The sequence below is a fragment of the Streptomyces ambofaciens ATCC 23877 genome (genome assembly GCF_001267885.1).
Lineage (GTDB): Bacteria > Actinomycetota > Actinomycetes > Streptomycetales > Streptomycetaceae > Streptomyces > Streptomyces ambofaciens.
Window position 1 is genome coordinate 749,172 of record NZ_CP012382.1, and the last position, 26,965, is coordinate 776,136.

General features: G+C 72.8%; 27 protein-coding genes. 20 read left to right on the forward strand and 7 right to left on the reverse strand.

The genetic code is table 11. From position 1 onward, the window contains the following. Window positions 1-7: 7 nt before the first annotated feature. Window positions 8-946 (reverse strand): LysR family transcriptional regulator, encoded by a 939-nt coding sequence (locus SAM23877_RS03360; protein WP_053126757.1) that lies wholly within the window; start codon window positions 944-946, stop codon window positions 8-10. Window positions 947-1,040: 94 nt separating this feature from the next. On the opposite strand from SAM23877_RS03360, the gene mdlC reads away from it, so the two are divergent. From mdlC to SAM23877_RS03375, 3 genes are all read left to right on the forward strand, one after another. Next, a complete protein-coding gene (mdlC, locus tag SAM23877_RS03365; protein WP_053126758.1) occupies window positions 1,041-2,621 on the forward strand; it encodes a benzoylformate decarboxylase in 1,581 nt (526 codons plus the stop codon). Window positions 2,622-2,700: 79 nt separating this feature from the next. Then, a complete protein-coding gene (locus SAM23877_RS03370; protein ID WP_053126760.1) occupies window positions 2,701-4,155 on the forward strand; it encodes a benzaldehyde dehydrogenase in 1,455 nt (484 codons plus the stop codon). A 97-nt stretch (window positions 4,156-4,252) separates the two neighbouring features. Continuing rightward, entirely contained in the window at window positions 4,253-5,506 is a 1,254-nt protein-coding gene (locus SAM23877_RS03375) for an MFS transporter (protein WP_053126762.1), read from the forward strand. 119 nt (window positions 5,507-5,625) lie between these two features. Here the strand turns inward: SAM23877_RS03375 and SAM23877_RS03380 are convergent, their stop codons facing one another. Next, window positions 5,626-6,369, reverse strand: a complete 744-nt coding sequence (locus SAM23877_RS03380) for a PepSY domain-containing protein (protein ID WP_053126764.1) — start codon at window positions 6,367-6,369, stop codon at window positions 5,626-5,628. A gap of 73 nt (window positions 6,370-6,442) precedes the next feature. After that, window positions 6,443-7,432 (reverse strand): LysR family transcriptional regulator, encoded by a 990-nt coding sequence (locus SAM23877_RS03385; RefSeq protein ID WP_053126766.1) that lies wholly within the window; start codon window positions 7,430-7,432, stop codon window positions 6,443-6,445. 255 nt (window positions 7,433-7,687) lie between these two features. Here SAM23877_RS03385 and snpA point away from each other — a divergent pair, with 255 nt between their 5' ends. Both snpA and SAM23877_RS03395 read left to right on the forward strand, forming a co-directional pair. Continuing rightward, window positions 7,688-8,371, forward strand: a complete 684-nt coding sequence (gene snpA, locus SAM23877_RS03390) for a snapalysin (RefSeq protein ID WP_053126768.1) — start codon at window positions 7,688-7,690, stop codon at window positions 8,369-8,371. Between the two features lie 130 nt (window positions 8,372-8,501). After that, window positions 8,502-8,762: a hypothetical protein gene (locus SAM23877_RS03395; RefSeq protein ID WP_053126770.1), complete on the forward strand. Its 261-nt coding sequence runs from the start codon at window positions 8,502-8,504 to the stop codon at window positions 8,760-8,762. A gap of 9 nt (window positions 8,763-8,771) precedes the next feature. Here the strand turns inward: SAM23877_RS03395 and SAM23877_RS03400 are convergent, their stop codons facing one another. Next, window positions 8,772-9,455 carry an adenosylcobinamide amidohydrolase gene (locus SAM23877_RS03400; protein ID WP_053142126.1) on the reverse strand — a complete coding sequence of 228 codons (684 nt, stop codon included), beginning with the start codon at window positions 9,453-9,455 and terminating at the stop codon, window positions 8,772-8,774. Window positions 9,456-9,611: 156 nt separating this feature from the next. Here SAM23877_RS03400 and SAM23877_RS03405 point away from each other — a divergent pair, with 156 nt between their 5' ends. Continuing rightward, window positions 9,612-9,962, forward strand: coding sequence for a hypothetical protein (locus SAM23877_RS03405; protein WP_053126772.1), 351 nt, complete (start codon window positions 9,612-9,614; stop codon window positions 9,960-9,962). Window positions 9,963-9,992: 30 nt separating this feature from the next. Here the strand turns inward: SAM23877_RS03405 and SAM23877_RS03410 are convergent, their stop codons facing one another. Together SAM23877_RS03410 and nsrR are read right to left on the reverse strand one after the other, a co-directional pair. Beyond that, window positions 9,993-11,189 (reverse strand): globin domain-containing protein, encoded by a 1,197-nt coding sequence (locus SAM23877_RS03410; protein WP_053126774.1) that lies wholly within the window; start codon window positions 11,187-11,189, stop codon window positions 9,993-9,995. A gap of 101 nt (window positions 11,190-11,290) precedes the next feature. Continuing rightward, window positions 11,291-11,737 (reverse strand): nitric oxide-sensing transcriptional repressor NsrR, encoded by a 447-nt coding sequence (nsrR, locus tag SAM23877_RS03415; protein ID WP_053126775.1) that lies wholly within the window; start codon window positions 11,735-11,737, stop codon window positions 11,291-11,293. A gap of 158 nt (window positions 11,738-11,895) precedes the next feature. Here nsrR and SAM23877_RS03420 point away from each other — a divergent pair, with 158 nt between their 5' ends. The 11 genes from SAM23877_RS03420 to SAM23877_RS03470 all read left to right on the forward strand — a co-directional run bounded on the left by SAM23877_RS03420 (window position 11,896) and on the right by SAM23877_RS03470 (window position 22,262). Further along, on the forward strand, window positions 11,896-12,327 hold the full coding sequence (locus SAM23877_RS03420; protein WP_053126777.1) for a hypothetical protein: 432 nt from the start codon (window positions 11,896-11,898) through the stop codon (window positions 12,325-12,327). A 187-nt stretch (window positions 12,328-12,514) separates the two neighbouring features. After that, complete coding sequence (locus SAM23877_RS03425; protein WP_053126779.1) at window positions 12,515-13,207, forward strand: GAF and ANTAR domain-containing protein; 693 nt, start codon at window positions 12,515-12,517, stop codon at window positions 13,205-13,207. Window positions 13,208-13,280: 73 nt separating this feature from the next. After that, window positions 13,281-14,594, forward strand: coding sequence for a cation:proton antiporter (locus tag SAM23877_RS03430; protein ID WP_053126781.1), 1,314 nt, complete (start codon window positions 13,281-13,283; stop codon window positions 14,592-14,594). A gap of 175 nt (window positions 14,595-14,769) precedes the next feature. Next, the gene (locus SAM23877_RS03435) at window positions 14,770-16,458 is read left to right on the forward strand and encodes an ATP-binding protein (RefSeq protein ID WP_053126783.1); all 1,689 of its coding nucleotides are present in this window, start codon (window positions 14,770-14,772) and stop codon (window positions 16,456-16,458) included. Then, entirely contained in the window at window positions 16,455-16,862 is a 408-nt protein-coding gene (locus SAM23877_RS03440) for a roadblock/LC7 domain-containing protein (RefSeq protein WP_053126785.1), read from the forward strand. Before SAM23877_RS03435 ends, SAM23877_RS03440 begins: the two co-directional genes overlap by 4 nt. Further along, window positions 16,859-17,206, forward strand: a complete 348-nt coding sequence (locus SAM23877_RS03445) for a DUF742 domain-containing protein (protein WP_053126787.1) — start codon at window positions 16,859-16,861, stop codon at window positions 17,204-17,206. Before SAM23877_RS03440 ends, SAM23877_RS03445 begins: the two co-directional genes overlap by 4 nt. Then, the gene (locus SAM23877_RS03450) at window positions 17,187-17,807 is read left to right on the forward strand and encodes a GTP-binding protein (RefSeq protein ID WP_174532188.1); all 621 of its coding nucleotides are present in this window, start codon (window positions 17,187-17,189) and stop codon (window positions 17,805-17,807) included. The genes SAM23877_RS03445 and SAM23877_RS03450 overlap by 20 nt, the downstream gene beginning before the upstream one ends. Then, window positions 17,804-19,036, forward strand: a complete 1,233-nt coding sequence (locus SAM23877_RS03455) for a cytochrome P450 (RefSeq protein ID WP_053126789.1) — start codon at window positions 17,804-17,806, stop codon at window positions 19,034-19,036. The genes SAM23877_RS03450 and SAM23877_RS03455 overlap by 4 nt, the downstream gene beginning before the upstream one ends. Further along, a complete protein-coding gene (locus tag SAM23877_RS03460) occupies window positions 19,033-20,256 on the forward strand; it encodes a cytochrome P450 family protein (protein ID WP_053126792.1) in 1,224 nt (407 codons plus the stop codon). The genes SAM23877_RS03455 and SAM23877_RS03460 overlap by 4 nt, the downstream gene beginning before the upstream one ends. 145 nt (window positions 20,257-20,401) lie before the next feature. After that, the gene (locus SAM23877_RS03465) at window positions 20,402-20,803 is read left to right on the forward strand and encodes a hypothetical protein (RefSeq protein ID WP_053126794.1); all 402 of its coding nucleotides are present in this window, start codon (window positions 20,402-20,404) and stop codon (window positions 20,801-20,803) included. Between the two features lie 652 nt (window positions 20,804-21,455). Next, the gene (locus tag SAM23877_RS03470) at window positions 21,456-22,262 is read left to right on the forward strand and encodes a ribonuclease BN (RefSeq protein WP_053126796.1); all 807 of its coding nucleotides are present in this window, start codon (window positions 21,456-21,458) and stop codon (window positions 22,260-22,262) included. Window positions 22,263-22,290: 28 nt separating this feature from the next. Here SAM23877_RS03470 and SAM23877_RS03475 read toward each other — a convergent pair whose 3' ends face one another. Further along, the gene (locus tag SAM23877_RS03475; RefSeq protein ID WP_053126798.1) at window positions 22,291-23,283 is read right to left on the reverse strand and encodes a LacI family DNA-binding transcriptional regulator; all 993 of its coding nucleotides are present in this window, start codon (window positions 23,281-23,283) and stop codon (window positions 22,291-22,293) included. Window positions 23,284-23,602: 319 nt separating this feature from the next. Between SAM23877_RS03475 and SAM23877_RS03480 the strand changes: the two genes are divergently transcribed. From SAM23877_RS03480 to SAM23877_RS03490, 3 genes are all read left to right on the forward strand, one after another. After that, window positions 23,603-24,529, forward strand: coding sequence for a carbohydrate ABC transporter permease (locus tag SAM23877_RS03480; protein ID WP_053126800.1), 927 nt, complete (start codon window positions 23,603-23,605; stop codon window positions 24,527-24,529). Between the two features lie 7 nt (window positions 24,530-24,536). Continuing rightward, complete coding sequence (locus tag SAM23877_RS03485; RefSeq protein ID WP_053126802.1) at window positions 24,537-25,487, forward strand: carbohydrate ABC transporter permease; 951 nt, start codon at window positions 24,537-24,539, stop codon at window positions 25,485-25,487. Between the two features lie 65 nt (window positions 25,488-25,552). Continuing rightward, window positions 25,553-26,896, forward strand: a complete 1,344-nt coding sequence (locus SAM23877_RS03490; protein ID WP_053126804.1) for an ABC transporter substrate-binding protein — start codon at window positions 25,553-25,555, stop codon at window positions 26,894-26,896. The last annotated feature ends 69 nt before the right edge of the window (window positions 26,897-26,965 follow it).

A 26,965-nucleotide genomic window follows, 5' to 3' on the forward strand; every position in this document is an offset into this window, starting at 1 on the left:
GGGCCGCCTACGCCGGCGCCGCGGTCGGCGGCAGTTGGGCCGCGCTCACCTGTTCGCCCAGCACCTCCGCCATGAACTGCACCAGCCACCGCTGCGCCGGGCTCCGCGAGGACTCGTGGCGTGCGTACAGGGCGATCTCGATCGGCTGGGTCTCGAAGGGCAGCCGCACCAGGCGGACCCGGTGGGAGGCGGTGAAGACCTCCCCGACGTACTCGGGGACGATGGCGACCAGATCGGTCTGCTCCAGCAGATAGGGCAGCATCGAGAAGCGGGTGGCGTCCACCGCCACCCGTTCCAGGAGCCCGTGCGCGGCCAGCACCGCCCGCGGCGCGACGTGGCCGCTCGGCCCGAAGACCGTGGCGTGGTGCTCGGCGGCCAGGCCCGCCAGCGTCACCTCGTCCCCGCGGACCCGGGGGTGGTCCGCCGCGACCATGAGGACGTAGCGCTCCCGGAAGAGCGGGATGCGCACGGTCAGGTGCGAGGTGATCACGGGGGTGGCCACGAACACGTCGAGGTCGCCGCGGCGCAGCTGGCTCTCGGCGTCCTCCACGTCGAACGGGCGGACCGTGAACGACACCCCCGGCGCCCGCTCCCGCGCCGCCGCGAGGAGCCTCGGCAGGAGGGTGGCCTCGCCGAGGTCGGAGAGGGCGATGGTGAAACGGCCCGACATGGTCCCGGCGTCGAAGGCGTCTCCCTGCCGGACCGTTCCGTCGATCTCCGCCAGCGCGCGTTGCAGCGGTTCGTACAGCCGCCGGGCACCGGCCGTGGGTGTCAGCCCGCGCCCGTTGCGGCGGAACAGCTCGTCGCCGAAGTGCCGTCGGAGCTTGCCCAGGCTGTAGCTGACGGTGGGCTGCGTGACGTGGAGCGTCTCGGCGGTGGCCGTGACGCTGCCGGTCTCGTACAGGAGGACGAAGACACGGGCCAGGTTGAGGTCGAAGGTGCCCATATAGACGGACTCTATATCGAGGTGCCGAAACATCTATTGGTGCCCATGTCGCGGGGTGCCTAGCGTGTCGGACGTCACTTCGAAAGGAACGTACGTGCCATCCGTGCGCCGTGTCTCCCACGCATTCCTGGAGCGCCAGGGGCTCACCACCGTCTTCGGCAACCCCGGCTCCAACGAGCTGCCCTTCCTCGCCGACCTGCCCGACGGATTCCGCTACGTCCTCGGCCTGCACGAAGGCGCGGTCGTCGGCATGGCCGACGGTTACGCCCAGGCGACGGGCCGCCCGGTCCTGGTCAACCTGCACGCGGCCTCCGGTTCGGGCAACGCGATGGGCGCGCTGACGAACGCCGTGGCCTCACGCACCCCGCTCGTGGTGGTGGCGGGGCAGCAGGTCCGGCCCGCCATCGGCCCGGAGGCCAATCTGGCCAGCGTCGACGCGCAGACCCTCATGAAGCCGCTGGTCGGCTGGGCGGCGGAGCCGGCGTGCGCCGAGGACGTGCCGCGCGCGCTGGCCCAGGCCGTCTTCGAGGCCCGGCTCCAGCGGCGGCCCACGTATCTGTCCGTGCCGTACGACGACTGGTCGGCCGAGGTCGACGACAACGCCCTGGCCGTGCTCGACCGGCGGGTGGAGCGGGCCTCGGTGCCCGATGCCGTGCAGAGCCGCCGGCTCGCCGAACGGGTCGCCGCCGCCCGGCGCCCCGCGCTCGTGCTCGGCGGTGACATCGACTCGCCCGGCCTCTTCGACGACGCCGTGCGGCTCGCCGAACGGCTGGGCTGCCCGGTGTGGGCCGCCCCCTCCCTCTTCCGGCTGCCCTTCCCCAACCGGCATCCGCAGTTCCGGGGCGTGCTGCCCGCCGGGATCGCGCCGGTCTGCGAGGCCTTCGAGGGCCATGACCTGGTGCTGGTGCTGGGTGCCCCGGTCTTCCGCTACCACGAGTACCTGCCCGGCCGGTACCTGCCCGAGGGCACCCGGCTGGTCCAGGTGACCGACGACGCCTCGGCGGCCGCCCGGGCCCCGATGGGCGAGGCGCTGGTCGCCGACCCCGGCGCCGTCGTCGGCCTGCTGCTGCGCTCGCTCGACGCGCCCGGCGAGCCCGCGGGCCCGTACCGGCCGGCGCCCGAGCCGCTCACCGCCGGGGGACCGAGCCTCCACCCCGAGCAGGTCTTCGCCGCACTGCGCGAGGGACTGCCCGCGGACACCGCGTACGTCGTCGAGTCGACGTCGACGAACTCCGCCTGGTGGCGCCAGATGGACCTGCGCCGGCCGGGCTCCTACTACTTCCCGGCGGCCGGCGGGCTCGGCTTCGGGCTGCCCGGCGCGGTCGGGGTGGCGATGGCGCAGCCGGACCGCCCGGTCGTCGGCGTGATCGGGGACGGCTCGGCCAACTACGGCATCACCGCCCTGTGGACGGCCGCGCAGCACGGGGTGCCGCTGACGATCGTGCTGCTGCGCAACGGCACGTACGGGGCGCTGCGCTGGTTCGGCGGCCTGCTCGGCGTGCCGGACGCCCCGGGGCTGGACATCCCGGGGCTGGACTTCACCCGTGTCGCGGAGGGCTACGGAGTGCGCGCCCGGCACGTCGGCGGCGTCGAGGAACTGCGCGCCGTACTCGCCGAGCAGCCCGGCCACCCCCGCCTGATCCAGGTGGACACGGCCCTCACCACGCCCTCCTGACACACGAACCGCCGACCGGCCGGGCGTGCGGAGCCGCTGACGCGCCCAGCACCCGAAGATCCCGAGGAAGGGAAAGACGATGACATTCCTGGACAGCGACGTCTGGGGCCGGAAGTTCTTCAGCGACGGCTGGCAGGACTCCCCCGCCGAGCACCCGGTGACCGAGCCGGCGACGGGCGAACGGCTCGGCGCGGTGGGGCTGGTCACGCCCGAGGACGTGGGCCGCGCCGCCGCCCGGGCCGCCGAGGCCCAGCGCGAGTGGGCCGCGACCCCGCCGCAGCGGCGGGCCGCCGTGCTGCGGCGCGCGGGGGAGCTCTTCACCGAGCACGCGGAGGAGATCGAGGAATGGCTGGTGCGCGAGGCCGGCTCGGTGCGGTCCAAGGCGGGCTTCGAGGCGCGGCTCGCCATCGGCGAGTGCTTCGAGTGCGCCGGGCTGCCGACGCACCCGCAGGGCGAGGTCCTCACCTCCGAGGAGGCCCGCTGGTCGCTCACCCGCCGGCGCCCGGCCGGTGTCGTGAGCGTGATCGCGCCCTTCAACTTCCCGCTCATCCTCGGCCTGCGTTCGGTGGCTCCCGCCCTGGCCCTCGGCAACGCCGTGCTGCTGAAGCCGGATCCGCGCACCGCGGTGAGCGGCGGCGTGGTCATCGCCCGGATCTTCGAGGAGGCCGGGCTCCCCGCGGGCGTCCTGCACCTGCTGCCGGGCGACGGCGCGGTCGGGGAGGCGCTCGTCGAGGCTCCCGAGGTCAGGGTGATCTCCTTCACCGGGTCCACTCCGGTCGGCCGGATCATCGGCGAACAGGCAGGGCGGCTGCTCAAGCGGGCCCATCTGGAGCTGGGCGGGAACAACGCGCTGGTCGTGCTGCCCGGCGCGGACGTGGCGAAGGCGGCCTCGGCGGGGGCGTTCGGCTCGTACCTGCACCAGGGGCAGATCTGCATGACGACCGGCCGGCACATCGTGCACGAGTCGCTGGTGGAGGAGTACACCGCCGCGCTCGCCGCGAAGGCGGACTCCCTGCCGGTCGGCGACCCGGCCCGGCAGGACGTGGCGCTCGGGCCGATCATCGACCGCCGGCAGCTGGAGCGGGTGCACGGCATCGTCGAGGCCAGCGTGGCGGCGGGCGCGAAGGTCGCCGCGGGCGGCGAGATCGACGGCGCCTGCTACCGCGCCACCGTGCTGACCGGCGTGACGACCCGTATGCCGGCCTGGCGGGAGGAGATCTTCGGTCCGGTCGCCCCGGTCATCTCCTTCTCCACGCCGGAGGAGGCCGCACGGATCGTCAACGACTGCGAGTACGGGTTGTCGGTCGGCATCCTCGGGGACGTCGGGACGGCCATGAAGCTCGCCGACCGGATCGACTCCGGCAAGGTCCACATCAACGAGCAGACCGTGAGCGACGAGCCCCACGCTCCCTTCGGCGGGGTCAAGGCCTCCGGCACCGGGTCCCGTTTCGGCGGCGCCACGGCCAACGTCGAGGCGTTCACCGAGACCCAGTGGGTCACGGTCCGCCCGGACATCGCCGACTACCCGTTCTGACCTCCCGGCCCCCGCGGCCGCCCGCCACGGCCACCCCGGCCGGCCCCGCCGTTCCGGCTCCGCTCACTCACACCCGTCCCCCGGGGGGAGAGTCACCATGACTTCCGCCACCACGTCCGGCGCGTCCGCGCAGACCGGCCGCGCCGGCAGCAGCACGTGGACGGTGATCCTCTGCTGGATCACCGTCCTGCTGGAGGGCTACGACCTCGTCGTCCTCGGCGCCATCATCCCCACCCTGCTCAAGACCCACCACCTCGGCATGACCGCGGGCGACGCGACCACCATCGCGACGCTCTCGCTCGTGGGCGTGGCCATCGGCGCCGTCTGCGTCGGTCCGCTCGCCGACCGGCTGGGACGCCGCCGCCTGCTCATCGGCTCGGTGGTGCTGTTCTCGCTCTTCACCATCGTGGTGCCGCTGGCGAACTCCGTGACGATGTTCGCCGCGCTCCGCCTCGTCGCCGGGCTCGGCCTGGGCGCGTGCATGCCCGTCTCGCTCACGATGATGGCCGAGAACATGCCCGCCGACCGCCGGGCGCGGGCGAGCACCCTCACCATGACCGGCTACCACACCGGCGCGGTGATCACCTCGCTGCTGGCCCTGCAGGTGACCGACGACTGGGAGATCCTCTTCTACCTGCTCGGTGTGGTCGGCCTCGTCGTCGCCGTCGTCCAGTGGTTCAAGCTGCCGGAGTCGGAGGCCTTCGTCCGGGCCCGGCGGGACGGGGCCCGGCGGGTGCCGTTCACGGAACTGCTCAAGCCGGCGTACCTGCGCGCGGGCATCGGCGTCTGGGTCGCCTCGTTCATGGGCCTGCTGCTGGTCTACGGCCTGAACACCTGGCTGCCGAAGCTGATGAACGACGCCGGCTACCCGGTGCCCACCGCCGTCACTCAGCTCCTCGTGCTCAACGTCGGCGGTGTGGTGGGCCTGGTCCTCGGCGGGTACGTCGCCGACCGCAAGGGCATCAAGGGCACCACGATGGGCTGGTTCGCGGTCTCGGTGGTCATGCTGGCGTGCCTGAGCGTCAGGATGGAGAGCGACCTGATGCTGAACGCCGTCGTCTTCCTCACCGGCGTGTTCGTCTTCTCGGCCCAGGTGCTCGTCTACGCCTACGTGACCAACTTCTACCCGGCCTCGGTGCGCGGCACCGCGCTCGGGTCGGCGTCCGGGATCGGCCGGATCGGCTCGATCGTCGGCCCGTCCATCACGGGTGCCCTGGTCTCCTCGGGGATCGGTCACCCGTGGGGCTTCTACTTCTTCGCGGCGGTGGCGGTCTTCGGGTTCCTGGCCGTACTGACACTGCCGCGCACCTCGGCCGCTGCCCGGGCGGAGGCCGCCGAGCCCGCGGTCTGACGCCTTCGGGCACGCACGACGGGCACGCACGACGGGAGCAGCGGGGTCACTCCACCCGCTGCTCCCGTCGTACTTCTCGCGGTACTTCCGGCGGCGCCTGCCGCGGTGAGGCGTGGTGCTCAGTCGCTGTCCACGTTCTCGCTCAGCACCTTGCCGTTCGTCGCGTCGACGGCCACGGTCGCCTTGTCCCAGTTGTCGGTCGACACGACGTCGACGGACCACATGACCTTCTGGCCGTCACCCTCGTCGAGCTCGACGTGGGTCACGGTGCCCTTGGCGTTGTCGGTGGCGACCTTCACGGCCTGCTGGGGCGTCTGCGTCGCCTTCTTCAGCCAGTCGGCGACCTGCTGCTTGTCGTCCGCGTCCTGGTCCTCGGTCTGGGTGCGGAAGATCTTGCCGGAGACGGCGTCGATGTCCATCCGGGTCACGGTGCCGTCGGGGGCGGCGACCTTGGCCTCCCACTCCGGGGCGCCCTGACTGGGGGCCGGGTTGGGCATGCTCGGGCTGGGCGAGCCGGTCGACGCGGTGGCCTCGGCGGTGGTGCGCTTCAGTTCGAGGTCGACGAGCTTGCCCTCGGGGACCTCCTTGACGGCGGTGTCGGCCGCCTTGTCCCAGGTGACCTTCGCCAACGGGACCAGGGCCTTGCGCTCGGCCTGGTCCTCGGTCAGGGATGCGGAAGGAGAGGGGGAGGCGGTGTTGGTGGCGGACGCGGTGTTGGTGGCAGGGGTGGTCTGAGCCGCCTCGGCGACACTGGAGCGTGTCGTGTCGGCGTTCGTGCAGCCGGTCATCAGCAGCACGGAACTGCCCAGGGCGCAGATGACGGCCATCGAACGAAGAGGCGGGAGACGTCGCACAGAGCTCATGCACCTCTCCGTAACCGTATGACCGTCTTGTCATACCGGTTCGGGCGGGAAACCACCGCAATGGCCGATCCGCTCAGCGGACCGGGGCACACACCGCCCGGTCCTCCTCCGGGACGGCCCCGGGGCGGCACGGGACGGCGGTGCGGGCGCCCGTGTGCTCCAGCCACTCCCGGTACGCGGTGGACTGGCGGGCCACCTCCCAGTACGCCTCCTCCAGCGCCGGGTAGACGGCGTCCACCTCGGTCCGGGTGCGTGCGGCCAGCAGCAGGCGCACTCCGAGGGGGTCGCCGTACAGGCGTCGTACCGCCATGTCGGGGCGGGACTGGGAGCTGGGCTGGCAGACGGTCACGACCTCGCCGGTGGCGACGAGTGACGCGGCGGTGTGGTAATCCCCGTGCAGGACGCGCGGGTCGAGGCCGACGGCGCGCAGCATGCGGTGCACCCCGTCCCACTCGCCGTCGACGGTGAGGTCGACCATCCACCGGTCCTCCGCCAGGTCGGCGAGGCGGACGACGGACCGGGCGGCCGCGGGGTGGTCGGCGGGCAGCATGACGAACTGCGGTTCGCGCTCGACGAGCACCCGCAGCCGCAGCCCCTCGGGGACGTGCAGCGGGCAGCCCTCGACCTCGTGCACGAAGGCGACGTCGAGCTGACCGTCCGCGACCCTGCGCAGCAGGGCGTTGGCGGAGACGTCCATCTGGAGGGAGGGCTCCAGGCCGGGCCGTCTGAGCCGGCGCAGCCAGCCGGCCAGGGCGCGGCTCGCCGTGGAGCCGACGCGCAGCCGGCTGTCGCCGCCGGTCGCGGCGGCGCGGGCCTCGCGGACGAGGGTGCTCATGTCGGCGAGGAGCGGGCGGGCTCGGCCGAGGACCGTCCGGCCGAGCGGGGTGGGACGGCAGCCGGTGCGTTCCCGGACGAACAGGGGCCCTCCCAGGGCCTGTTCGATGCGGCTCAACTGCGTGCTCAAGGTGGGCTGCGCGACGCCGAGTCGGCGTGCCGCCCGATGCAGGCTGCCGGCGTCGGCGATGGCGCACAGTGCGCGTAGGTGCCTCACCTCGAGCTCCATGGAGGGAGAGTAGGGCGGAACGTTTGGTTGCGCCAGGTGAACAAAACGCGGCGGACCAGGGCGAGTTCTGCACAGCGGGAGAAGCTGTCCGCACCGGTGTCCGCCCGGTGACGGACCCGGGCCGCGACGCTTTGGTGGTGCCACCGGTGGTGATAGCCCGGCCCTATCCCCTGTTGCCATCATCACAGCGGCTCAGGTGCGTCCCACACTCACCGATGACGACTTCTCCCCACTCCCCCACACAAGGAGTCATCGATGCGCATCAGTCTGCCCCTGCTGTCCACCGCGGTCGGTCTCGGCCTCACGGCTGCCGTGCTCGGCGCCGGTCCGGCCGCCACCGCCGCCGCCCCCCAGGCGCCGGCCCGGGCCGCGCAGGTCGGCTACCAGCCCGCGGCCGGTTCGGGCGAAGACGCCGCCGCCAACCGGGCGTTCTTCGAGGCGGTCATCAAGTCCGTCGCCGAGAAGCGCGCCGCCGCCCCGTCCTCGGCGGCCGCCGTCACCGTCTACTACAGCGCCACCAACGCGCCCAGCTTCCGCTCGCAGATATCCCGCTCCACCCAGATCTGGAACAGCTCGGTGTCCAACGTACGGCTGGCGGAGAGAAGCTCGGGCGCGGACTTCGCCTACTACGAGGGCAACGACTCGCGTGGGTCGTACGCCTCCACGGACGGACACGGCAACGGCTACATCTTCCTCGACTACCGGCAGAACCAGCAGTACGACTCGACCCGCGTGACCGCCCACGAGACCGGGCACGTGCTCGGCCTCCCCGACCACTACTCCGGCCCGTGCAGCGAACTGATGTCGGGCGGCGGCCCCGGCCCGTCCTGCACCAACGCCTACCCGAACGCCACCGAACGCAGCCGGGTGAACCAGCTGTGGGTGAACGGCTTCAAGGCCGCCCTCGACAAGGCACTGCAGAAGACGTCGCAGCGCTGAGCGTCCGAGGGAGAGGCGCGGGGGTGGCCCGGCCGGGCGCCCCCGCGCACCCCTGTCTCCCGCACCGCATGCGCAACCTCCCCGGGGGTAGGCGGAGTTCACTCCGCACCGACTTCCGAAGGAGCCTGATGTGAACGAGGGGAAGGCGCCCGTCGACGACGGGCTCGGCACTCTGGAACCGGGCACCCGGCAGCGCGGACAGTTGCGCAGCCGCGCCGCCGACATCACGTGGACGGCGCTGTGCGTGGTGCTCGCGCTGTGGGCGGTGTGGAGCGCCGTCGGCGTCGTCCGGGACGGGACGGCCTGGGCGTACTCCGCCGTGGCCTGGGTGTTGCTCGCCGCCGCACTGGCACTGCGGGCACTCGCGGTGCGTCGCAGGACGTCGCTGTAGGGCCCTCGGTCACCGGGCGGTGGGCAGCGCCGCGAGCACGGCCCGGTGGACGGCCCTGGCCAGCCGTGCGCCCCACTCCGAGCGCGGTCCGGCGAAGGCGTAAACCTCGGCGTCCGCCCGTGGGGCGCGGGCGGCGACGCACACGGCGTCCGTCGGGGTGCCGGAACAGTCGAAGCCCGCTTCGAGCAGCGCCTGGACCTTGGCCTCGGTCGCCGTCATCACGGCGTTGACCAGGGCCGCGTCGCTCAGCGCCACGGGCAGGGCGGTGACGATGTTGATCGTTCCCGGAGCGGCGGTCCCGGTGGCCCCCTCGGCGAGCGAGGCCGCCCAGCCGCGCACCGTGACGCCCGCAGTCACCACGGCCTCCGCGCCGCCGTCCCGCGCGCTGCCGGAGGCGGACACGTCGGCGGCCGTCATCAGGCCCACGCCCGGCCCCCGGGCGCCGGCGGCGCGAGCCAGGGCCGCGAGGTGCCGTGCGGGGTCGGTGCGCTGGTAGCCGTGCGCGACCTGGGCGTTGAGCACCCATGCGCGTTCGCCGATCCCGCCGCCCAGCACGGCGCTGCTGGCCGTCCGCCAGCCCGGGCCCGGGCACCACAACAGGGCGTGCAGCCGTTCACCGTCCTCCTGGCGTGTCAGGCGCCGAGGGGTCAGCAGCGGGGGCCCGGTACGGGGCGGTGGCAGGAGGGCGGGCACCGGTGGGAGCTCCTCGGGGCGGTCAGGGACGGACCGGATGATCGTACTCAGGGCCGGCACTCCCGCTCCGGCGCCGGGACGGGCGTATTGCGGACCCGGTCGCGGGCACCTTCACTGGACACAACTTCGCCATCAGGCGTCGGATCGGAGGCCGCGATGTTGTCCCACACCCTGGAGCAGGGGGTCCTGGTCATCACGGTGGACCAGGACCCGGGAATCGACGGGCGGGCCACGCTGACCACGCACATCACCCACTTGGTCGACGCCCACAAGCCGGCCCCCGTCGTCATCGTCCTCACCGACCGGGCGGCCGGTCCCGCCGCGGTCAGTGCCGTGCTCCGGGCCCATCAGTGGTGCGGTCGCCCGGGTGTCCTGATGAGCGTCGTCACCCACAGCGCGCCCGTCCGGCGGCTGCTGGAGAACAACGCCGACACCTCCGGCCCGCGGCTGGTCGTCCATGCCCGGGTCGACACCGCCATCAGCACCGCCTTCACCGCGGCGGCCTAGGCCCAGAGGGAGAGGGGCGTCCGCCGCCCGTCAGGGCCGTCCGAGCCAGAGGTCGGGACCGAACACCTCGTAGTGGACGGCCCGCGCCGGCACACCCCGGCGCAGCAGGTCGCCACGGACGGCGCGCATGAAGGGCACCGGGCCGCACAGGTAGGCCGTGAGGCCCGGGGGCAGATCGACGCCGGCGAGGTCGGCGCGGCCGGCCGACGCGTGCGGTGCCTGGTCGCCGGGCTCCTCGTACCAGAGGTGGAGCCGGGCACCGGGCAGCGCGCGTATCAGGTCCAGCTGCTCCTGGCGGTGGGCGTGGTCGGCGGGGGTGCGGTCGGCGTGGACGACGGTGACCGGGCGGGTGGCGCCGGACGCGGCCAGGTGGTCCAGCACGGACAGCACGGGGGTGATGCCGATGCCGGCCGAGGCCAGCAGCAGGGGGCCGTCGCCGTCCACCGGCGCGAGGTCGCCGAACGGTGCGGACACGGTGAGGACGTCGCCCTCGCGCGCGTGGGCGTGGAGCCAGGACGAGACCTCGCCCTCCGGTCCCGCGCCGCCCCGGACGCGCTTGACGGTGATGCGCCGGTCGGACCGGCCGGGGCCGGCGGACAGGCTGTACTGCCGGATCTGCCGGGAGCCGTCGGGCAGTTCGGACCGTACGCTGACGTACTGGCCCGGGCGGAACGGCGGCGTGGGGTGGCCGTCGACGGGCCGGAGTGCGAGGGAGACCGCGTCGGGGGTCTGCTCGCGCCGTTCGACGATCTCCATGCGGCGCCAGACCTCTCCCTCGGCGACCCCCGCCTCCTGGTAGAGGCGGGTTTCGAGGGCCATGAGCGCGTGGGCCATCAGCCAGTAGACCTCGTCCCAGGCCGCCGCGACCTCGGGGGTGACGGCGTCGCCGAGCACCTCCGCGATGGCGGCGAACAGATGACGGTGGACGATCTTGTACTGCTCGGCCGTGATGCCGAGGGAGGCGTGCTTGTGCGCGATCCTGGAGAGCATCGCGTCCGGACGGACGTCGGGGTGGTCCAGCAGCATGCCGGCGAACCCGGCGATGGAACCGGCCAGCGCCCGCTGCTGCTCCCCGCCGGCCTGGTTGCCGCGGTTGAAGAGGTCCCGCAGCAGCTCGGGGTGGGCGTCAAACAGCTTCCGGTAGAAGAGCGTGGTGATGTCGCCGAGGGCGCCACCCACCGCCGGGAGGGTGGCCCGGACCACGGGGACCGACTGTTCGGAGAGCACGGTGACTCCTTAATTGGTAACTGAAATTCGTGTTTTGACGCCGACTCGCCCCCCGTCCGCGACGGTCACACACCCCGCCCTCCGGTCACACCGAGGAGCGGTCACACCGAGGGGCGGTCCGTCAGGCCGATGAGGACCGGACCGGTCGGCGAGGCCACCAGGTCGGTCACGGTCAGCGGGTCGAGCGCGGCGTAGAACGCCTCCTGCGCTTCCCGCAGCGCGCCCCGCAGGCGGCAGGCCCCGCGCAAGGGGCACGGCGAGTCGCCCTCGCAGGCGACCACCTCACCGTCGCCCTCCAGCTCGCGCACCAGTCGGCCCACCGAGGCGCGCCGCCCCGGGTCGGTCAGCGTGAGCCCGCCGCCGCGCCCGCGCCGCGCCTCGACCACGCCGAGGTGCCGCAGCCGCGTGATGGCCTTCGCCGCATGCGTGTACGGCACGCCGACCGCCTCGGCCACCTCGCGGGTGGTCAAGGGGTCGTCCCCGTCTCTCACGACCGCCAGGCGCATGACGGAGCGCAGCGCCAGGTCGGTGAACTTCGTCAGCCGCACAGCCCGGACGCTATCAAATACGCATGCTAGATTCGTCTTTACCTCGCGCCCTCGGCCTGTGGAGCGCGTCACTCGACCGGCCGTGCCGGGGCCGGCCGCTCGACGGGGCGGCCGGACAGTCCGGTCGGGCATCTCGGACCTTGGGACGGTGGCATCCGATGGCAGCGGCAGACCGCGACTCCCCCGCCCCGGCGGCGGACACCCCTCGCCCCCGGGTCCTCTGCGACCTCGCGGAGCTCCTGCCGCCCGGCGACGACCTGTCCGCCGGCGCCCTGTGGAGGCTCGCGGAGCCCGGACGACAGCTCGACGCCAACGTCGTCCGCATCCCCGCGGCGGGGCGGGTCGACACCCACACGGAGCCGGACCTCGACGTCCTGCTGCTCGTCCTCGACGGCGAGGCCGCCCTCGTCGGTCCCGACGGCCGGCGGCCCCTGCGCGCGGGCGCCCTGACCTGGCTGCCCCACGGCTCGACGCGCGCGGTCCACGCCGGACCGGACGGGGTGACGTACCTGACCGTGCACCGACGGCGTCCCGGCATGCGGATCCAGCCCCCGGAGGCCGCCGACCGGCTCCGGCCCGACGAAACCTGAGGCCGCGGCGGCCGGCCGACGCGGGCGGACACGGACGGCCGGCGCGGCGGTGACCAGGCGCGTGGCGGTGGCGTCGCGGCCGGACCTCTGCGCCTGGAGCGGGAAACGAGACACGGCGGCGTCAGGATCCGTCACTGTTGCGTCGGCCTTGTGTGGGCACCCCGTGAGGGACGAGAGAGGTGGCGACATGGAGGACTGGCGCGGGTTCGCTCAGCAGATGGCGTCGTTGGCGCGCGATCTGCTGGCCCAGGAATCGGTGAACGACACGCTCAAGCGCATCACCGGTTCGGCCACGGAACTGGTGGAGGGCTGCGACGCCGCCGGCATCCTCATCCTGCGCGGCCACCGGGTGCAGTCCCTCGCCCCCACCGACCAGGTGGTGGTGGACAGCGACGATCTGCAAGGACGCGTCGGGGAAGGACCGTGCTTCGACGCCGCGCGCACCTCCGAGGGGCAGCGGCAGTTCCGGATCGCCGACTTCACCGATCAGGCACGGCGCTGGCCCGAGTACGTGCCCGCGGCCCGCAGGCTGGGGCTGGGCAGCATGATGGGGTTCCTGCTCTTCACCGAGGACGAGGACCTCGGTGCCCTGAACCTGTACTCCTACCGCCCGGGGGCGTTCACGGAAGCCAGCGAGCTGGCCGGCTGGCTGCTCGCCTCCCACGCCGCCGTCGCCTTCTCCAGCGCCCGTACGCACGCCCAGATGCAGGAGGCGATCGGTACCCGGCACACGATCGGCGAGGCCATGGGCATCCTCATGGGCAGCCGGCGGCTGACCGAGGACCAGGCCTTCGCGGTGCTGCGCCGGTACTCGCAGGACCACAACGTGAAGCTCCGCGACATCGCCCGCCAGGTGTGCGAGCGGGGCGGCCCGCCCTGAGCCCTCCAGGCGCCCGGACCCCGAACGCGCACCGGATGGCGTACGGCTCGGCCGCAGCGGGCACACGACAGCGATGACCTTGGCCGACTTCCTCTTCGCCGTACTGGGGGCGGGTGCGCTCGCGGCGGCCGTGATACCCCGGCTGGTGGCCGGGCGACCCCTGTCCATGCCGCTCGTCTTCCTGGCCTGCGGCGTCGTCCTGCAACTGCTCCCCACGCCGCTGCCCGAGATCGACCTCGTACGCGACCGGGTGTGGGTGGAGCACCTGACCGAGATCTGCGTGATCGTCTCCCTGATGGGCGCCGGCCTCGCGCTGAACCGTCCCTTCGGCCGGCGCCGCTGGCAGGCTCCCTGGCGGCTGATCGGCATCGCCATGCCCCTGACCATCGCGGCCACGGGACTGCTCGCCTGGTGGCTGCTGGACTGGCCGCCGGCCGCCGCGCTGCTGCTCGCCGCCGTACTGGCACCCACCGACCCGGTCCTCGCCTCCGAGGTGCGGGTGGGTGCGCCCACCGACTCCGAACACGACGAGGACGAGGTGCGGTTCGCGCTCACCGGTGAGGCAGGGCTGAACGACGGCCTGGCCTTCCCGGTCGTCATGGCCGCGATCGCACTGGCAGCGTCCGCGGGCACCGGCATGTCCGGTGACTGGGTCGGGCACTGGCTGCTGGTCGACCTGCTCTACGGGTGCCTGGTCGGCGTCCTGGCGGGCCTGGCCGTCGGCAGACTGCTCGGCTGGCTGTTCTTCCGCGCCGGCCCGGAGTCGTTCCGCCTGTCCGAACACCGCGAGGGCTTCGTCGCCCTGGGCGCCACCTTCCTGTCCTACGGCGTCACCGAACTCGCCCACGGCTACGGCTTCCTGGCCGTCTTCGTCACCGCCTGCAGCATCCGCGCCGCCGAACGCGACCACGGCTACCACGCCGTGCTCCACGACTTCGTCGAGCAGGTGGAACGGCTGCTGACCGCCGGGCTCCTCTTTCTGCTGGGTGCCTGTGTCGCCCAGGGCGCCCTGGCCGACCTGACCTGGCGGGGCGCGGCCGTCGGTCTGCTCGTGCTGCTCGCGGCCCGGCCGGCGGCCGGGTGGATCGCGCAGCTCGGAACGGCCGCGGGACCACGGGAACGGCTCGTCACCGCCTTCTTCGGCATCCGCGGCATCGGCTCGCTGTTCTATCTCGCGCACGCCCTCGGAACGGAGGGCTTCCACGTGCCGGCCGGGGAGTTGTGGGCCGTGGTGGCCTTCACCGTCCTCGCCTCCGTGGCCCTGCACGGGGTGACCGCCTCTCCCGTGATCGCCCGCCTCGACCGGCTGCGGACGCTCAGGGCGCACGGCCGCCGGCACCCCGGGCGGACACCGAGCGAGGCGGACGTGGCCGGCGAGCGTCTGTGACCGCGACGCGAGAAACCGACGGAATCCGCGCGGTAATTGAGCAAGACCCTTCTCCTTCGGATCGCCGACTCTCGTATAGTGATCGCCAGTTGCGTGCCGTGTGAAAGCTGCCTGCCCACACGCGCCCCGAAGCCGACACGAGGGCCGCTCCGGCGGCCTGGCGAGGACCCGATTGATGACCGCGCCCGCCCGCCCCGGCGACCGACCCTCCCCCCGCGCCCTCGTATCCGTGGCCCTGCCCTGCGCGGTGGTCTCGGCGCTCGTCGTCGGCGGCGCCGTCGCCGCGGCACCGCCCTCGGTACGGGTCCCCCTCGGCCTGGGAGCGAGCGCCGCGGCGATCCTGCTCTGCGTGGCGGTGACCGTGGCCGTGCACGCCGTGCGCGAGGGGCGGGCCACCCGCCGCCTGCTGGACACCGCTCGCGCGGACGTCGGCGGACTCACGCGGGACCGGGCGCGCCTCGCCGAGCAGGCGGCACGGGAGCAGGAGCGCCTGCGGGCCGAGGCCGAGCGTGAACGGGCCCTTCTGCTCGGCGAGTTCGACCGGGATCGGGAGCGACTGGCGGACGGTTTCGAGCAGGAGCGCGCACGTCTGGCCGAAGAACGGGCCCAGGAGGTCGCCCGGCTCACCGAGGAGACCGGCCGGCTGCGGACGCGGCTGGACCGGGCGACCGGAGAGCGGGCCGCCGCCGTCTCGGCGACCGCCAACGCGGCCGGCCGGATGCAGGCGTTGGCCACGGGGATGCTCGCCGACCTGCGGGCCATGGAGGAGCGGCACGGCGACGAGGACGTCCTCACCGACCTGTTGCACCTCGACCACCGCACCGCTCAGGCGGGCCGGCTCGCCGACTCCGTCGCCGTCCTCACCGGCGCTCGCTCCGGACGCCGGTGGGCGCGGCCCATCGGCATGGAGTCGATCCTGCGCGGGGCGATGGGACGTATCGCCGGATACCAGCGGGTGCGTGTCCACTCGGCCAGCGATCGCGCGGTCGCCGGGCACGCCGCCGAGGGCGTCATGCACGCGCTCGCCGAGATCCTCGACAACGCGGCGAACTTCTCGCCGCCGACCGCCGAGGTCCACGTGTACGTGGAGGAGGTGCCGGCCGGCGTCATCGTGTCCGTGGAGGACAGCGGGCTGGTGATGGGCGAGGTCCAACTGCGCCGCGCCCAGCAGGCGGTCTCCGGCGACACCGCCGGTATCGGCGGCCTGACCGGCACCCGGCTGGGCCTCGCCGTGGTGGGCCGGCTGTCGGCGAAGTACGGGCTGAAGGTGTCCTTCCGGCCGTCCGCGCGCGGCGGCACCGGCGTGCTGATGCTCATCCCCCAGGACATCCTCAGCGGCCCGGCCGTGTCCGAGGGCCCCGCCTCGCACGCGGCGGCCCCGGACGGGATCACCTCGAACCGGACCGCCACGAGCCCCGCGGTCGCGGTCCCGGCGGACCCGCCGCGCTCAGCGGCGGACCCGGCCGTCGCGCCCGCCCCCGCCGGCGACCTCGCCCCCGGCGGCGCGGACCTCGAACCGCTTCCCGTCCACGAGTCGGCGGAGCGCGGGCCGCACGCTGCGGGCGAGTCCGCCGAGCCGGCCACGGAACTGCCCAAGCGCCGCCGCGGCCGCACCCTCGCCGCGGCCGAGCGCGCCCGGTCCACGACCAGGACCGACGAGCCCCGCCCCGCCCCGCCCGCCGACGACGCGAAGGTGCGCGCGGCCCGCTTCAGCAGCTTCCGCCAGGCGGTACGGCCGGCCGGCCCCTCCGGTGCGCGGGGCAGCGCCCCACAGCCGGACACCGCCGCACCCGAACCCACCGAGACGGCCCCCGACCACCCGTCCCACTCGCACGCGCACCCGGAAGGCGACACCACCTCATGACCGGCTCGACCACCGCCGACGAGAAGCTCACCTGGCTCATCGAGGGCCTCCTGGAGCGCACTCCGGGTGCGCGGCACGCGCTCGTCCTCTCCCGGGACGGACTCAAGCTGTGCCGCACCCCCGAGCTCTCCGTCGACCAGGCCGACCAGCTCGCGGCGATCGCCGCCGGCATCCAGTCGCTCTCCCACGGCGCGTCCGTGGAGTTCGGGGACGGCAGCGGCGGTGTGCGCTCGGCCATGACCGAGTTCTACGGCGGCATCCTGTTCATCGTCGAGGCGGGTGAGGGCGCGCACCTGGCCGTCGTCACCTCGGAGGACGCGGACGCGGGGCTCGTCGGACACAACATGAGCGAGCTCATCGAGCAGCTCGGCGAGCACCTCACCGCGCAGCCCCGTACGTCATGAGCCGCCCCGGCAGGGACGACGCACCCGACCGCCTGTACACCGTCACCCAGGGGCGCAGCCGGTCGGGGCCCGACAGCCCCTTCGACCTCGTCACCCTCATCGTCGCCGAGTGCGAGCCGGGGCCCGGCATGCAGTCGGAGCACACGGCGATCCTGCGGATGACCGAGGCCCCCACGGCGGTGGTGGAGATCGCCGCCGAACTGCGGCTCCCGGTGAGCATCACCAAGATCCTGCTCTCCGACCTGCACGCCGCAGGGCGCGTGAGCGTGCGCCATCCGCGCAAGGCAGCCGTCCCCGATCCCGACATCCTGGAGCAGGTGCTCGTTGGACTCCGCAATCTCTGACGCCTCCACACCAGCGCGTACACCGCTGGGTGCGTCCGCCGACAACGGTCTCAAGATCGTGGTCGTGGGCGGGTTCGGTGTCGGCAAGACGACCATGGTCCGCTCGGTCAGCGAGATACGTCCCCTCAACACCGAGGAGACCATGACGCAGGCCGGCGAGGCGGTCGACGACATCAGCGAGGTGCGCGGGAAGACCGCGACGACCGTGGCCTTCGACTTCGGCCGCATCAGCCTCGACGCGCGCAACGTGCTGTACCTGTTCGGCGCGCCCGGCCAGGAGCGCTTCTGGTTCCTCTGGGACCGGCTGTTCTCCGGCACGCTCGGCGCGGTGGTCCTGGTGGACACCCGCCGCATCGACGACTCCTGGTACGCCATCGACCGTCTGGAGCACCACGGCACGCCGTTCATCGTCGCCTGCAACGACTTCGGCGGCCCCCGGCACTCCCCCGACGCCGTCCGCGAGGCTCTCGACCTGGACCCCCGGGTGCCCCTGGTCTCCTGCGACGCCCGGTCCCGCGAGTCCAGCAAGCAGGTGCTGATCGCGCTGGTCGAGCACCTCCAGGCGTGCTACGCCGCCCAGCCCCGACAGGAGTTCGTGTGAGCACCGACGCCACCGACGCCGTACCGCTCAGCGGTCCCCGCTTCCAGACCGAGCCCGCACTGCTGTACCGGCAGATGCGGCGCGAGCACGGTGCCGTCACCCCGGTGCTGCTGGACGGAGACGTCCCCGCGTGGCTGGTGCTCGGCTACCGGGAACTGCACCAGGTGACCGGCGACCCGGTGCTGTTCAGCCGGGACTCCGACCTGTGGAACCAGTGGGAGAACATCCCCGGCGACTGGCCGCTGCTGCCGATGATCGGCCGCAAGCAGCCGTCGATCCTCTACACGGTCGGCGAGCGGCACCGGGAACGCGCCGCCATGATCAGCGACGCCCTGGAGGCCGTCGACCCGCACGTGCTGCGCGGCCACGCCGAGCGGTTCGCCGACGAGCTGGTGGACCGGCTCTGCGCCAAGGGCGAGGCCGACCTCGTCGGCGACTACGCCATGCTGCTGCCGGTGCGCGTGCTGACGCGCCTGTACGGCTTCTCCGACGAGGAGGGTCCCGCGCTCGTCACCGCCCTCAACGACATGATCGACGGCAGGGAGCGGGCCATCGCCGGCCAGACGCACCTCGGCACGTCGATGGCCCGGCTCCTCGCCGACCGGAAGGCGGCGCCCGCCGACGACGTCGCCTCCCGGATGCTGGCCGACGACAGCGGCTTCAGCGAGGAGGAGATCGCCCAGGACCTGATGGTGATGATGGCCGCCGGGCACCAGCCGACGGCGGACTGGATCGGCAACTCGCTGCGCCTGATGCTGACCGACGAGCGCTTCGCCGCGTCCCTGTTCGGTGGCCGCAACAGCGTCGCCGAGGCCATGAACGAGGTGCTGTGGGAGGACACTCCGACCCAGAACGTGGCCGGCCGGTGGGCGTCCCGCGACACACAGCTCGGCGGCCGTCGCATCCGCGCCGGCGACCTGCTGCTGCTCGGTCTCCAGGGCGCCAACTCCGACCCGCAGGTCCGCACCGACGGCTCGGCCCTCACCGGCGGCAACAACGCGCACTTCTCCTTCGGCCACGGTGAGCACCGCTGCCCGTTCCCCGCGCAGGAGGTCGCCGAGGTCATCGCGCGTACGGGCATCGAGGTCGTCCTCGACCGGCTGCCGGACATCGACCTGGCCGTACCCGCCGGGTCCCTCACCCGTCGTCCCTCGCCCTGGCTGCGGGGGCTGACCGAACTGCCCGTGCGCTTCACCCCGACCACCGCCCTGGGAGGCACGTCAGCATGACGACCGGCACCGAAGAAGCCCGGATACCGCTGGACCCGTTCGTCACCGACCTGGACGGCGAGAGCGCCCGGCTGCGCGCGGCCGGTCCGCTGGCCGCGGTGGAGCTGCCGGGCGGGGTGCCCGTGTGGGCGGTCACCCACCACGCCGAGGCCAAGGCCCTCCTCACCGACCCCCGCCTGGTCAAGGACATCAATGTCTGGGGGGCGTGGCAGCGCGGCGAGATCCCCGCGGACTGGCCGCTGATCGGGCTGGCCAACCCGGGCCGTTCCATGCTCACCGTGGACGGCGCCGAGCACCGGCGGCTGCGGACGCTCGTGGCGCAGGCACTCACGGTGCGCCGCGTGGAGCACATGCGCAAGCGGATCACCGAGCTCACCGACCGGCTGCTGGACGAACTGCCGGCGGACGGCGGCGTCGTCGACCTCAAGGGCGCCTTCGCCTACCCGCTGCCGATGTACGTCGTCGCCGACCTCATGGGCATCGAGGAGGCACGGCTGCCGCGGCTGAAGGTGCTGTTCGAGAAGTTCTTCTCGACCCAGACGCCGCCGGAGGAGGTCGTGGCGACCCTCACCGAGCTGGCCGGGATCATGGCCGACACGGTCGCCGCGAAGCGCGCCGCGCCCGGTGACGACCTGACCAGTGCGCTGATCCTGGCCTCCGAGGACGGCGACCACCTCACCGACGAGGAGATCGTCTCCACGCTGCAGCTGATGGTGGCCGCGGGGCACGAGACCACGATCTCGCTCATCGTGAACGCCGTGGTCAACCTGTCCACGCACCCCGAGCAGCGGGACCTGGTGCTGTCCGGGGAGGCCGACTGGTCCGCGGTCGTCGAGGAGACGCTGCGCTACTCGACCCCCACCTCGCACGTCCTGATCCGCTTCGCGACCGAGGACGTCCCGGTCGGCGACCGGGTGATCCCCGCCGGTGACGCGCTGATCGTGTCGTACGGCGCGCTGGGCCGGGACGAGCGGGCCCACGGTCCCTCGGCGGGCGAGTTCGACATCACCCGCACCTCGCAGAACCGGCACATCTCCTTCGGGCACGGCCCGCACGTGTGCCCCGGCGCCGCCCTGTCCCGGCTGGAGGCCGGCGTGGCCCTCCCGGCGCTCTACGCCCGCTTCCCGCGGCTGGACCTGGCGGTGCCCGCGTCGGAACTGCGCAACAAGCCGGTGGTCACGCAGAACGACCTCTTCGAGCTGCCGGTCAGGCTGGTCTGACCCGGTTCCGGCACACCGCGCCGGACCAGGGGCGCACCCGCGGGGCGTTTGCCCGCCGCCCTGCGGGTAACTCCGGCATTCCGGACGCCGAACCCGAATCGGCACACCGGCGTCGACACTGCTGTGTGGCACCCCGGGAGGCGCCATGTGGAAGCGCAAGGGCAGGAAGAGCCGTCGGGCCGCGAGGCCGGTCCCCGTGGAGCTGTGCGACCTGTGCGCCAGGGTCTTCCCCGCGGACGAGTCCGTGGGCGGCTACGTCCCGGACTCCTCGGCGGCGCACGCCACCGAGGACTGCTTCGACGGGCTGCGCCGCATCACCGCGTGCTGCGACGAACACTTCGACGTGATCAAGGACGGCTACGCGCACCGGCCCTTCGTGACGGAGGAGCTGTGGGCCGCGAAGCTCACCCGCGCCCTGACCAGTGGCCCGACGGCGCTCTCCATGGACCAGCTCGGCTGCCGGACCGGCCTCCAGGAGCCGCAGATACGCGCCGCCATCGCCTGGCACAACGAGCGGATGCGCGAGCAGCAGCGCACGGACCCCTGACCCGGGCCGGGAGACGGGTCCTTTCCGCGCCGCCCGGCCGCGTGAGCGCGATCTGGGCCGCGGGAGGGGGAACGGGGCCGCGTGAGCGCGCCTGGGACCACGAGAGTGGGACCCCGCGGGACCCGGTGAGTGGGGCCGGGGCCCGGTGAGTGGGGTCGGGGCCCGGTGAGTGGGGTCGGGGCCCGGTGAGTGGGGCCGGGGCCCGCGTGGCCCGCTTCAAGGACCGCGCCGGGCCAGCCCCGGACGGCCGCCGCACCCCCGCCGTCCACCCCACGGGCCCACCGATCCCGCGCCGTCCGTCCACGGGCCCACCGCACCCGCACCGGCCACCCCACGGGCCCACCGATCCCGCACCGGCCGTCCCGCAGGCCCAGCGCACCCGCACCGTCCACCCCGCAGGCCACCGATCCCGCTCCGGCCGTCCCGCAGGCCCACCGATCCGGCACCGTCCGTCCCATGGCCCACCGCCCCCGCGCCGACCACCCCACCGCCCACCGATCCCGCGTCGGCGACCTCACCGCCCGGACCCGGGCGAAGGCCGTCCGGGTGGCAGCGACGGGCGTCCGGGGGGCGGCACGTTTGTCCGGTCGCCGCGCGGGTCACTCAGTTGCGCGTCCGCGCGCCATCGAGGGGACCGCCCGAGGAGCTTCCCGTGAACCGGTTCTGGCAGCCGTTCCACCGAGTGTGGGACCGGCTGGCCGCGTCCTCCCTCGTCCGGCGGGGCCGGGACCTGGAGCTGATGCACCGGGCCATGGGATTCGCCACCCTCGCGCTGGTCACACTGGCGCCACTGCTGATCGTGGTGGCCGCCTTCGACCCGCTGGGACGCGGCGGCTTCGCCTCCTGGCTGTCCGACGGCATGGGACTGTCCGGCCGGTCCGCCCGTGTGCTGACCGACATCTTCAGTCCACCGCCCAAAGTGGTCGGCACGACGAGCGTGTGGGGCGGTATCGCGCTCGCGGTCTTCGGCGTGTCCTTCGCGGCGAGCGTGCAGAACGGCTACGAGCGCATCTGGGAGCTCCCCTCCGGCCCGTGGCACCGCGTCTGGCGGCAGCTGACCTGGGTGATCGCGCTGACCGCCTACCTCTACCAGGAGGTGCAGACGCGGACCGCCCTGCACGGGTCGCTGCGGATCGCCCTGTCCACGGCGACGGGAATCCTGTTCTTCTGGTGGGGTCAGCACTTCCTGCTGGGCAGCCAGGTGCGCTGGCGGGACCTGCTGCCCGGGGCGATCGCGACCGTGGTGGGCCTGATCGGCCTGCGTGGCTTCTCCTACCTCGTCTTCACGCCGCTCATCCTCGACAACGCGATCAGCTACGGCACGGTCGGCATCGTCCTGGTGGTGGAGTCCTGGCTGATCGGGGTCGGGTTCGTCGTCTTCGGCGGTGCGATGGTCGGCCACTGGTTCTGCGAGCACCACTGGTGGACCCGGAACATCGACCGCGTCGACCGGGACTGACCCCCCTCGCGAAGGCCGACCGTCCCGGTCACCCCCGCACGGGCGGCGGCGCCGCGCTCGCCCGGGTCACCAGCCGGGTCGGCACCAGCGTCGTGCCCCGCTCCGGCCCCTCCTGACGCATCTTGCGCAGCACCGCCTGCACGCAGAGCCTGCCCACCTCGGCGAAGTCCTGGTGCACCGTGGTCAGCGGCGGCAGGAAGGAGCCCGCCTCCGGGATGTCGTCGAAGCCGATGACGCTGACGTCCCCGGGGACCCGCCGGCCGCGTTCGTGCAGGGCGCGCATCAGGCCGAGGGCCATCTGGTCGTTGGCCGCGAAGACGGCCGTGCACTCCTCGCGGGCGGCGAGCTCCAGACCGGCGCGGTAGCCGGACTCGGCCGACCAGTCGCCCCGGAACAGCGGCGGCGGGGTGCGGCCGGCCTCGGTGAGCGTGCGCCGCCAGGCGTCCGTACGGCGCTGCGCCGCGAAGGAGCCCTCGGGGCCGCCCAGGTGCCACACCGTCTCGTGCCCGAGCTCCAGCAGATGGCGCACCGCGGCGCGGGTGCCGCCGGCCTGGTCGGTGTCGACGACCGTGTAGTGCTCACCGGCGTCGGAGTCGACCACCACGACCTGTACGTGGGGCGGCAGCTGAAGGGTCACCGCGTCCAGCAGGTGGACCTCCATGATGACGATCACCGCGTCGACGGCGAGCTCCTCCAGCCGGGAGAACGCGCCGCGCACCTCGTCCTGGGTCGGGACGGCGACCGGCAGCAGCGTCACCGCGTAGCCCTCGGCCGCCGCCGAGGTCGCGATGGCCTCCAGGGTCCGGACGTTGCCCGTGGTCGCCAGCGAGAAGGTGATGACCCCGATGGTGCGGAACTCGCCGCGCTTGAGGGCCCTGGCCGCGCTGTTGGGCCGGTAGCCCAGCTCCTTCATGGCCGCCAGCACCTGCCGCCGGGTCTCCTCGTTCACTCCCGCATAGCCGTTGGAGACGCGGGAGACGGTCTGCGAGGAGACTCCCGCCAGCCGGGCCACATCCGCCATCGAGGCCGTCCGGCCGACGCCGCCGCGGCTCCGTCTCGTGCCCGCGGCCGGTACCGGCGGGTCCGCCGTGGCCCTCTCTGCCATGCCCACTCGCCGTCCGCCACCTCTCTGTCGCCGCACGGTCCCGGCCCCCTGGGACCCTTGACCGTCGTCATCGGGGCAGTGTAGACATGCCGCCACCGGATGTTTACGTAAACATAGCACTCACCGCCCCCTGTTCAGACGGTCGGTGTTTGCGTAAACATCAAGGGGCGCGGCCCGCGGAGAGCACGGTCCGGCCGACGCCCGTGTTCCAGGACGTGGACGAGCGAGGAACGACATGACGACGCTGCAAGAGCCGGTGGCCGCCGAGCCGCGGCCCGCCCCGCCCCCGACGAGGCGGGACCGCCGCTCCTGGACGGGGTGGGGCTTCCTCGGCCCCTTCGTGGCCGTGTTCGCCCTGGTCTTCCTCGCGCCGATCGCGTACTCGGTGTACCTGAGCCTCTTCCGCGACCAGCTCATCGGCGGGAACACGTTCGTCGGTCTGGACAACTACACCCAGGCGCTCCAGGACGACCGGTTCTGGGCCGCGATCGGCCGGGTGTCGCTCTTCCTGGCGGTACAGGTGCCGATCATGCTCGGCATCGCGCTGCTGGTCGCCCTGGCGCTGGACAGCGGACGGCTGTACGGCCGGGACTTCTTCCGCATCTCCATCTTCCTGCCGTACGCCGTGCCCGCCGTGGTGGCCACCCTGATGTGGGGCTTCATGTACGGCACCCGCTTCGGCCTGGTCGGCGACATCAACGGCGCGCTCGGCGTCTCGCTGCCCGACCCGCTCTCCCCCGATCTGGTGCTCGCCTCCATCGGCAACATCGTGACCTGGGAGTTCGTCGGCTACAACATGCTGATCTTCTACGCGGCGCTGCGCGTGATCCCGCACTCGCTGTACGAGGCGGCCCAGATCGACGGCGCCGGCCAGATCCGCGTGATCACCGCCATCAAGCTCCCGGCCATCCGCGGGGCCCTGGTGATCGCGACGATCTTCTCGATCATCGGCAGCTTCCAGCTCTTCAACGAGCCCAGCATCCTGCAGCCGTTGGCCCCCAACGCCCTCACCACCGACTACACGCCGAACTTCTACACGTACTCGCTGTCCTTCAACGGCCAGCAGCACAACTACTCCGCGACGGTCGCCATCGTCATGGGGCTGATCACCATGGTCATCGCCTACGTCGTCCAGCTGCGCGGCATGCGCAAGGGAGTGTGAAGCAGCGATGACCAGTCCCGTCGTCACCGTCTCCGACCGTTCCGCGACCGCGCCGTCCGGCGCTTCGGGCTCCACCCCCAGGCTGCGCACCCCACGGCGCCGGCACTCCCCCGGCAGGCCCCGGCGCAGCGTCCTGCTGACCGTCCTCACCGGGCTGGTGCTCCTGTACAGCCTGGTGCCGTTGGTCTGGCTCGCCATCAGCGCCACCAAGACGCAGGAGGGCCTGTCCCGCTCCTTCGGCCTGTGGTTCGACAGCGACTTCGCGCTGTGGGAGAACATCAGCGAGACCTTCACCTACAACGACGGCGTCTTCACCCGCTGGCTCCTGAACACCCTGCTGTACGTGGTGCTCGGCGCGGGCGGGGCCACCTTCCTCGCCGTGCTCGGCGGCTACGCGCTCGCCAAGTTCGACTTCCCCGGCCGACGGGCCGTCTTCGCCGTCGTCATCGGCGCGGTGGCGGTGCCCGGTACGGCGCTGGCGGTGCCCACCTTCCTCATGTTCAGCGAGATGGGGCTCACCAACACGCCCTGGGCGGTGATCATCCCGTCCCTGATCTCGCCCTTCGGCCTGTACCTGATGTGGGTGTTCGCGAGCGAGGCCATCCCGACCGAACTGATGGAGGCGGCCCGCATCGACGGCGCGGGCGAGGTGCGTACCTTCTTCCGGGTCGCCCTGCCGCTGCTGGCCCCCGGCATCGTCACCGTCCTGCTGTTCACCATGGTCGCGACCTGGAACAACTACTTCCTGCCGCTGGTCATGCTCAAGGACCCCGACTGGTATCCGCTGACCCTGGGCCTCAACAGCTGGAACGCCCAGGCCGCGACCGCCGGCGGTGAGGCCGTCTTCAACCTGGTCGTCACCGGTTCCCTCATCACCATCCTGCCGCTGATCGCCGCGTTCCTGCTGCTCCAGAAGTACTGGCAGTCCGGACTCGCCGCCGGAAGCGTCAAGGAGTAACCCTCCCCCGCCCCTCCAACCCTCAACGGTGCCGGTCCCGGCCACGAAGAAGTGGAAGCACACCCATGCCCAAGCACTCGCGCCGCCTGCTGCGCGCCCTAGGCCTCGTCTGCACCCTCGCCCTCGGGGCGACCGCCTGCGGCGGCTCCGACGACGGGGACCCGGACCAGAAGGCGGTCTCCCCGGCGGACGTCCAAGCCGCCCTGAAGAAGGGCGGCACCATCACCGTCTGGGCGTGGGAGCCCACACTCGAACAGGTGGCGACCGACTTCGAGAAGGAGCACCCCGGCGTCAAGGTGGAGCTCGTCAACGCGGGCACCAACAACGACCAGTACACCGCGCTGCAGAACGCGATCTCCGCGAAGAAGGGCGTCCCCGACGTCGCCCAGATCGAGTACTACGCCATGGGCCAGTACGCCCTGACCAAGCAGCTCACCGACCTCAAGGCGTTCGGCGCGGGCAAGCTCTCCGCGCAGTACTCCCCCGGCCCGTGGAACGGTGTGCGGGCCGGCGGCGAGGGCGTCTACGCCCTGCCGATGGACTCCGGCCCGATGGCCCTGTTCTACAACAAGACCGTCTTCGACAAGCACGGCATCGAGGTGCCCACCACCTGGGCCGAGTACCTGGACGCCGCCCGCGAGCTGCGCAAGGCCGATCCGAAGGCGTACATCACCGCGGACACCGGTGACGCGGGCTTCGCCACCAGCATGCTCTGGCAGGCCGGTTCGCGCCCCTACACGGTCGACGGCACCGAGGTGAAGATCGACTTCTCGGACCAGGGCGCCAAGACCTTCACCGACACCTGGCAGCAGCTCATCGACGAGAAGCTGCTCGCTCCCGTCACCAGCTGGACCGACGAGTGGTACAAGGGCCTCGGCGACGGCACCATCGCGACCCTGGCCACCGGCGCCTGGATGCCCGCCAACCTCGCCTCGGGAGTGAAGAACGCCGCCGGTGACTGGCGCGTCGCCCCGCTGCCCCAGTGGAAGACGGGCGGGAAGACCAGCGCCGAGAACGGCGGCAGCGCGCTCGCCCTGCCCGAGCTGGGCGACAACGAGGCGCTGGCCTACGCCTTCGTCGAGTACGCCAACGCCGGCAAGGGCGTGCAGACCCGACTCGGCAACGGCGCCTTCCCGGCGACCACCGCGGACCTGCAGTCCACGAAGTTCCAGGAGACCGCGTTCCCCTACTTCGGCGGCCAGAAGGCCAACAAGATCTTCGCCGAGTCGGCCGCGAGCGTCCCCGACGACTGGTCGTACCTGCCCTACCAGGTGTACGCGAACTCGATCTTCAACGACACCGTCGGCAAGGCCTACGTGTCCGGCACCACGCTGACCGAGGGACTGCGGTCCTGGCAGGAGGCGTCCGTCAAGTACGGCAACGAGCAGGGCTTCACCGTAGGCAAGTAGCAGCAACGGCAGCAACGCGACGCGGCCCGCGGGGACGGAGTGATGTACGTGCCGCCCCCGCCCCGCACG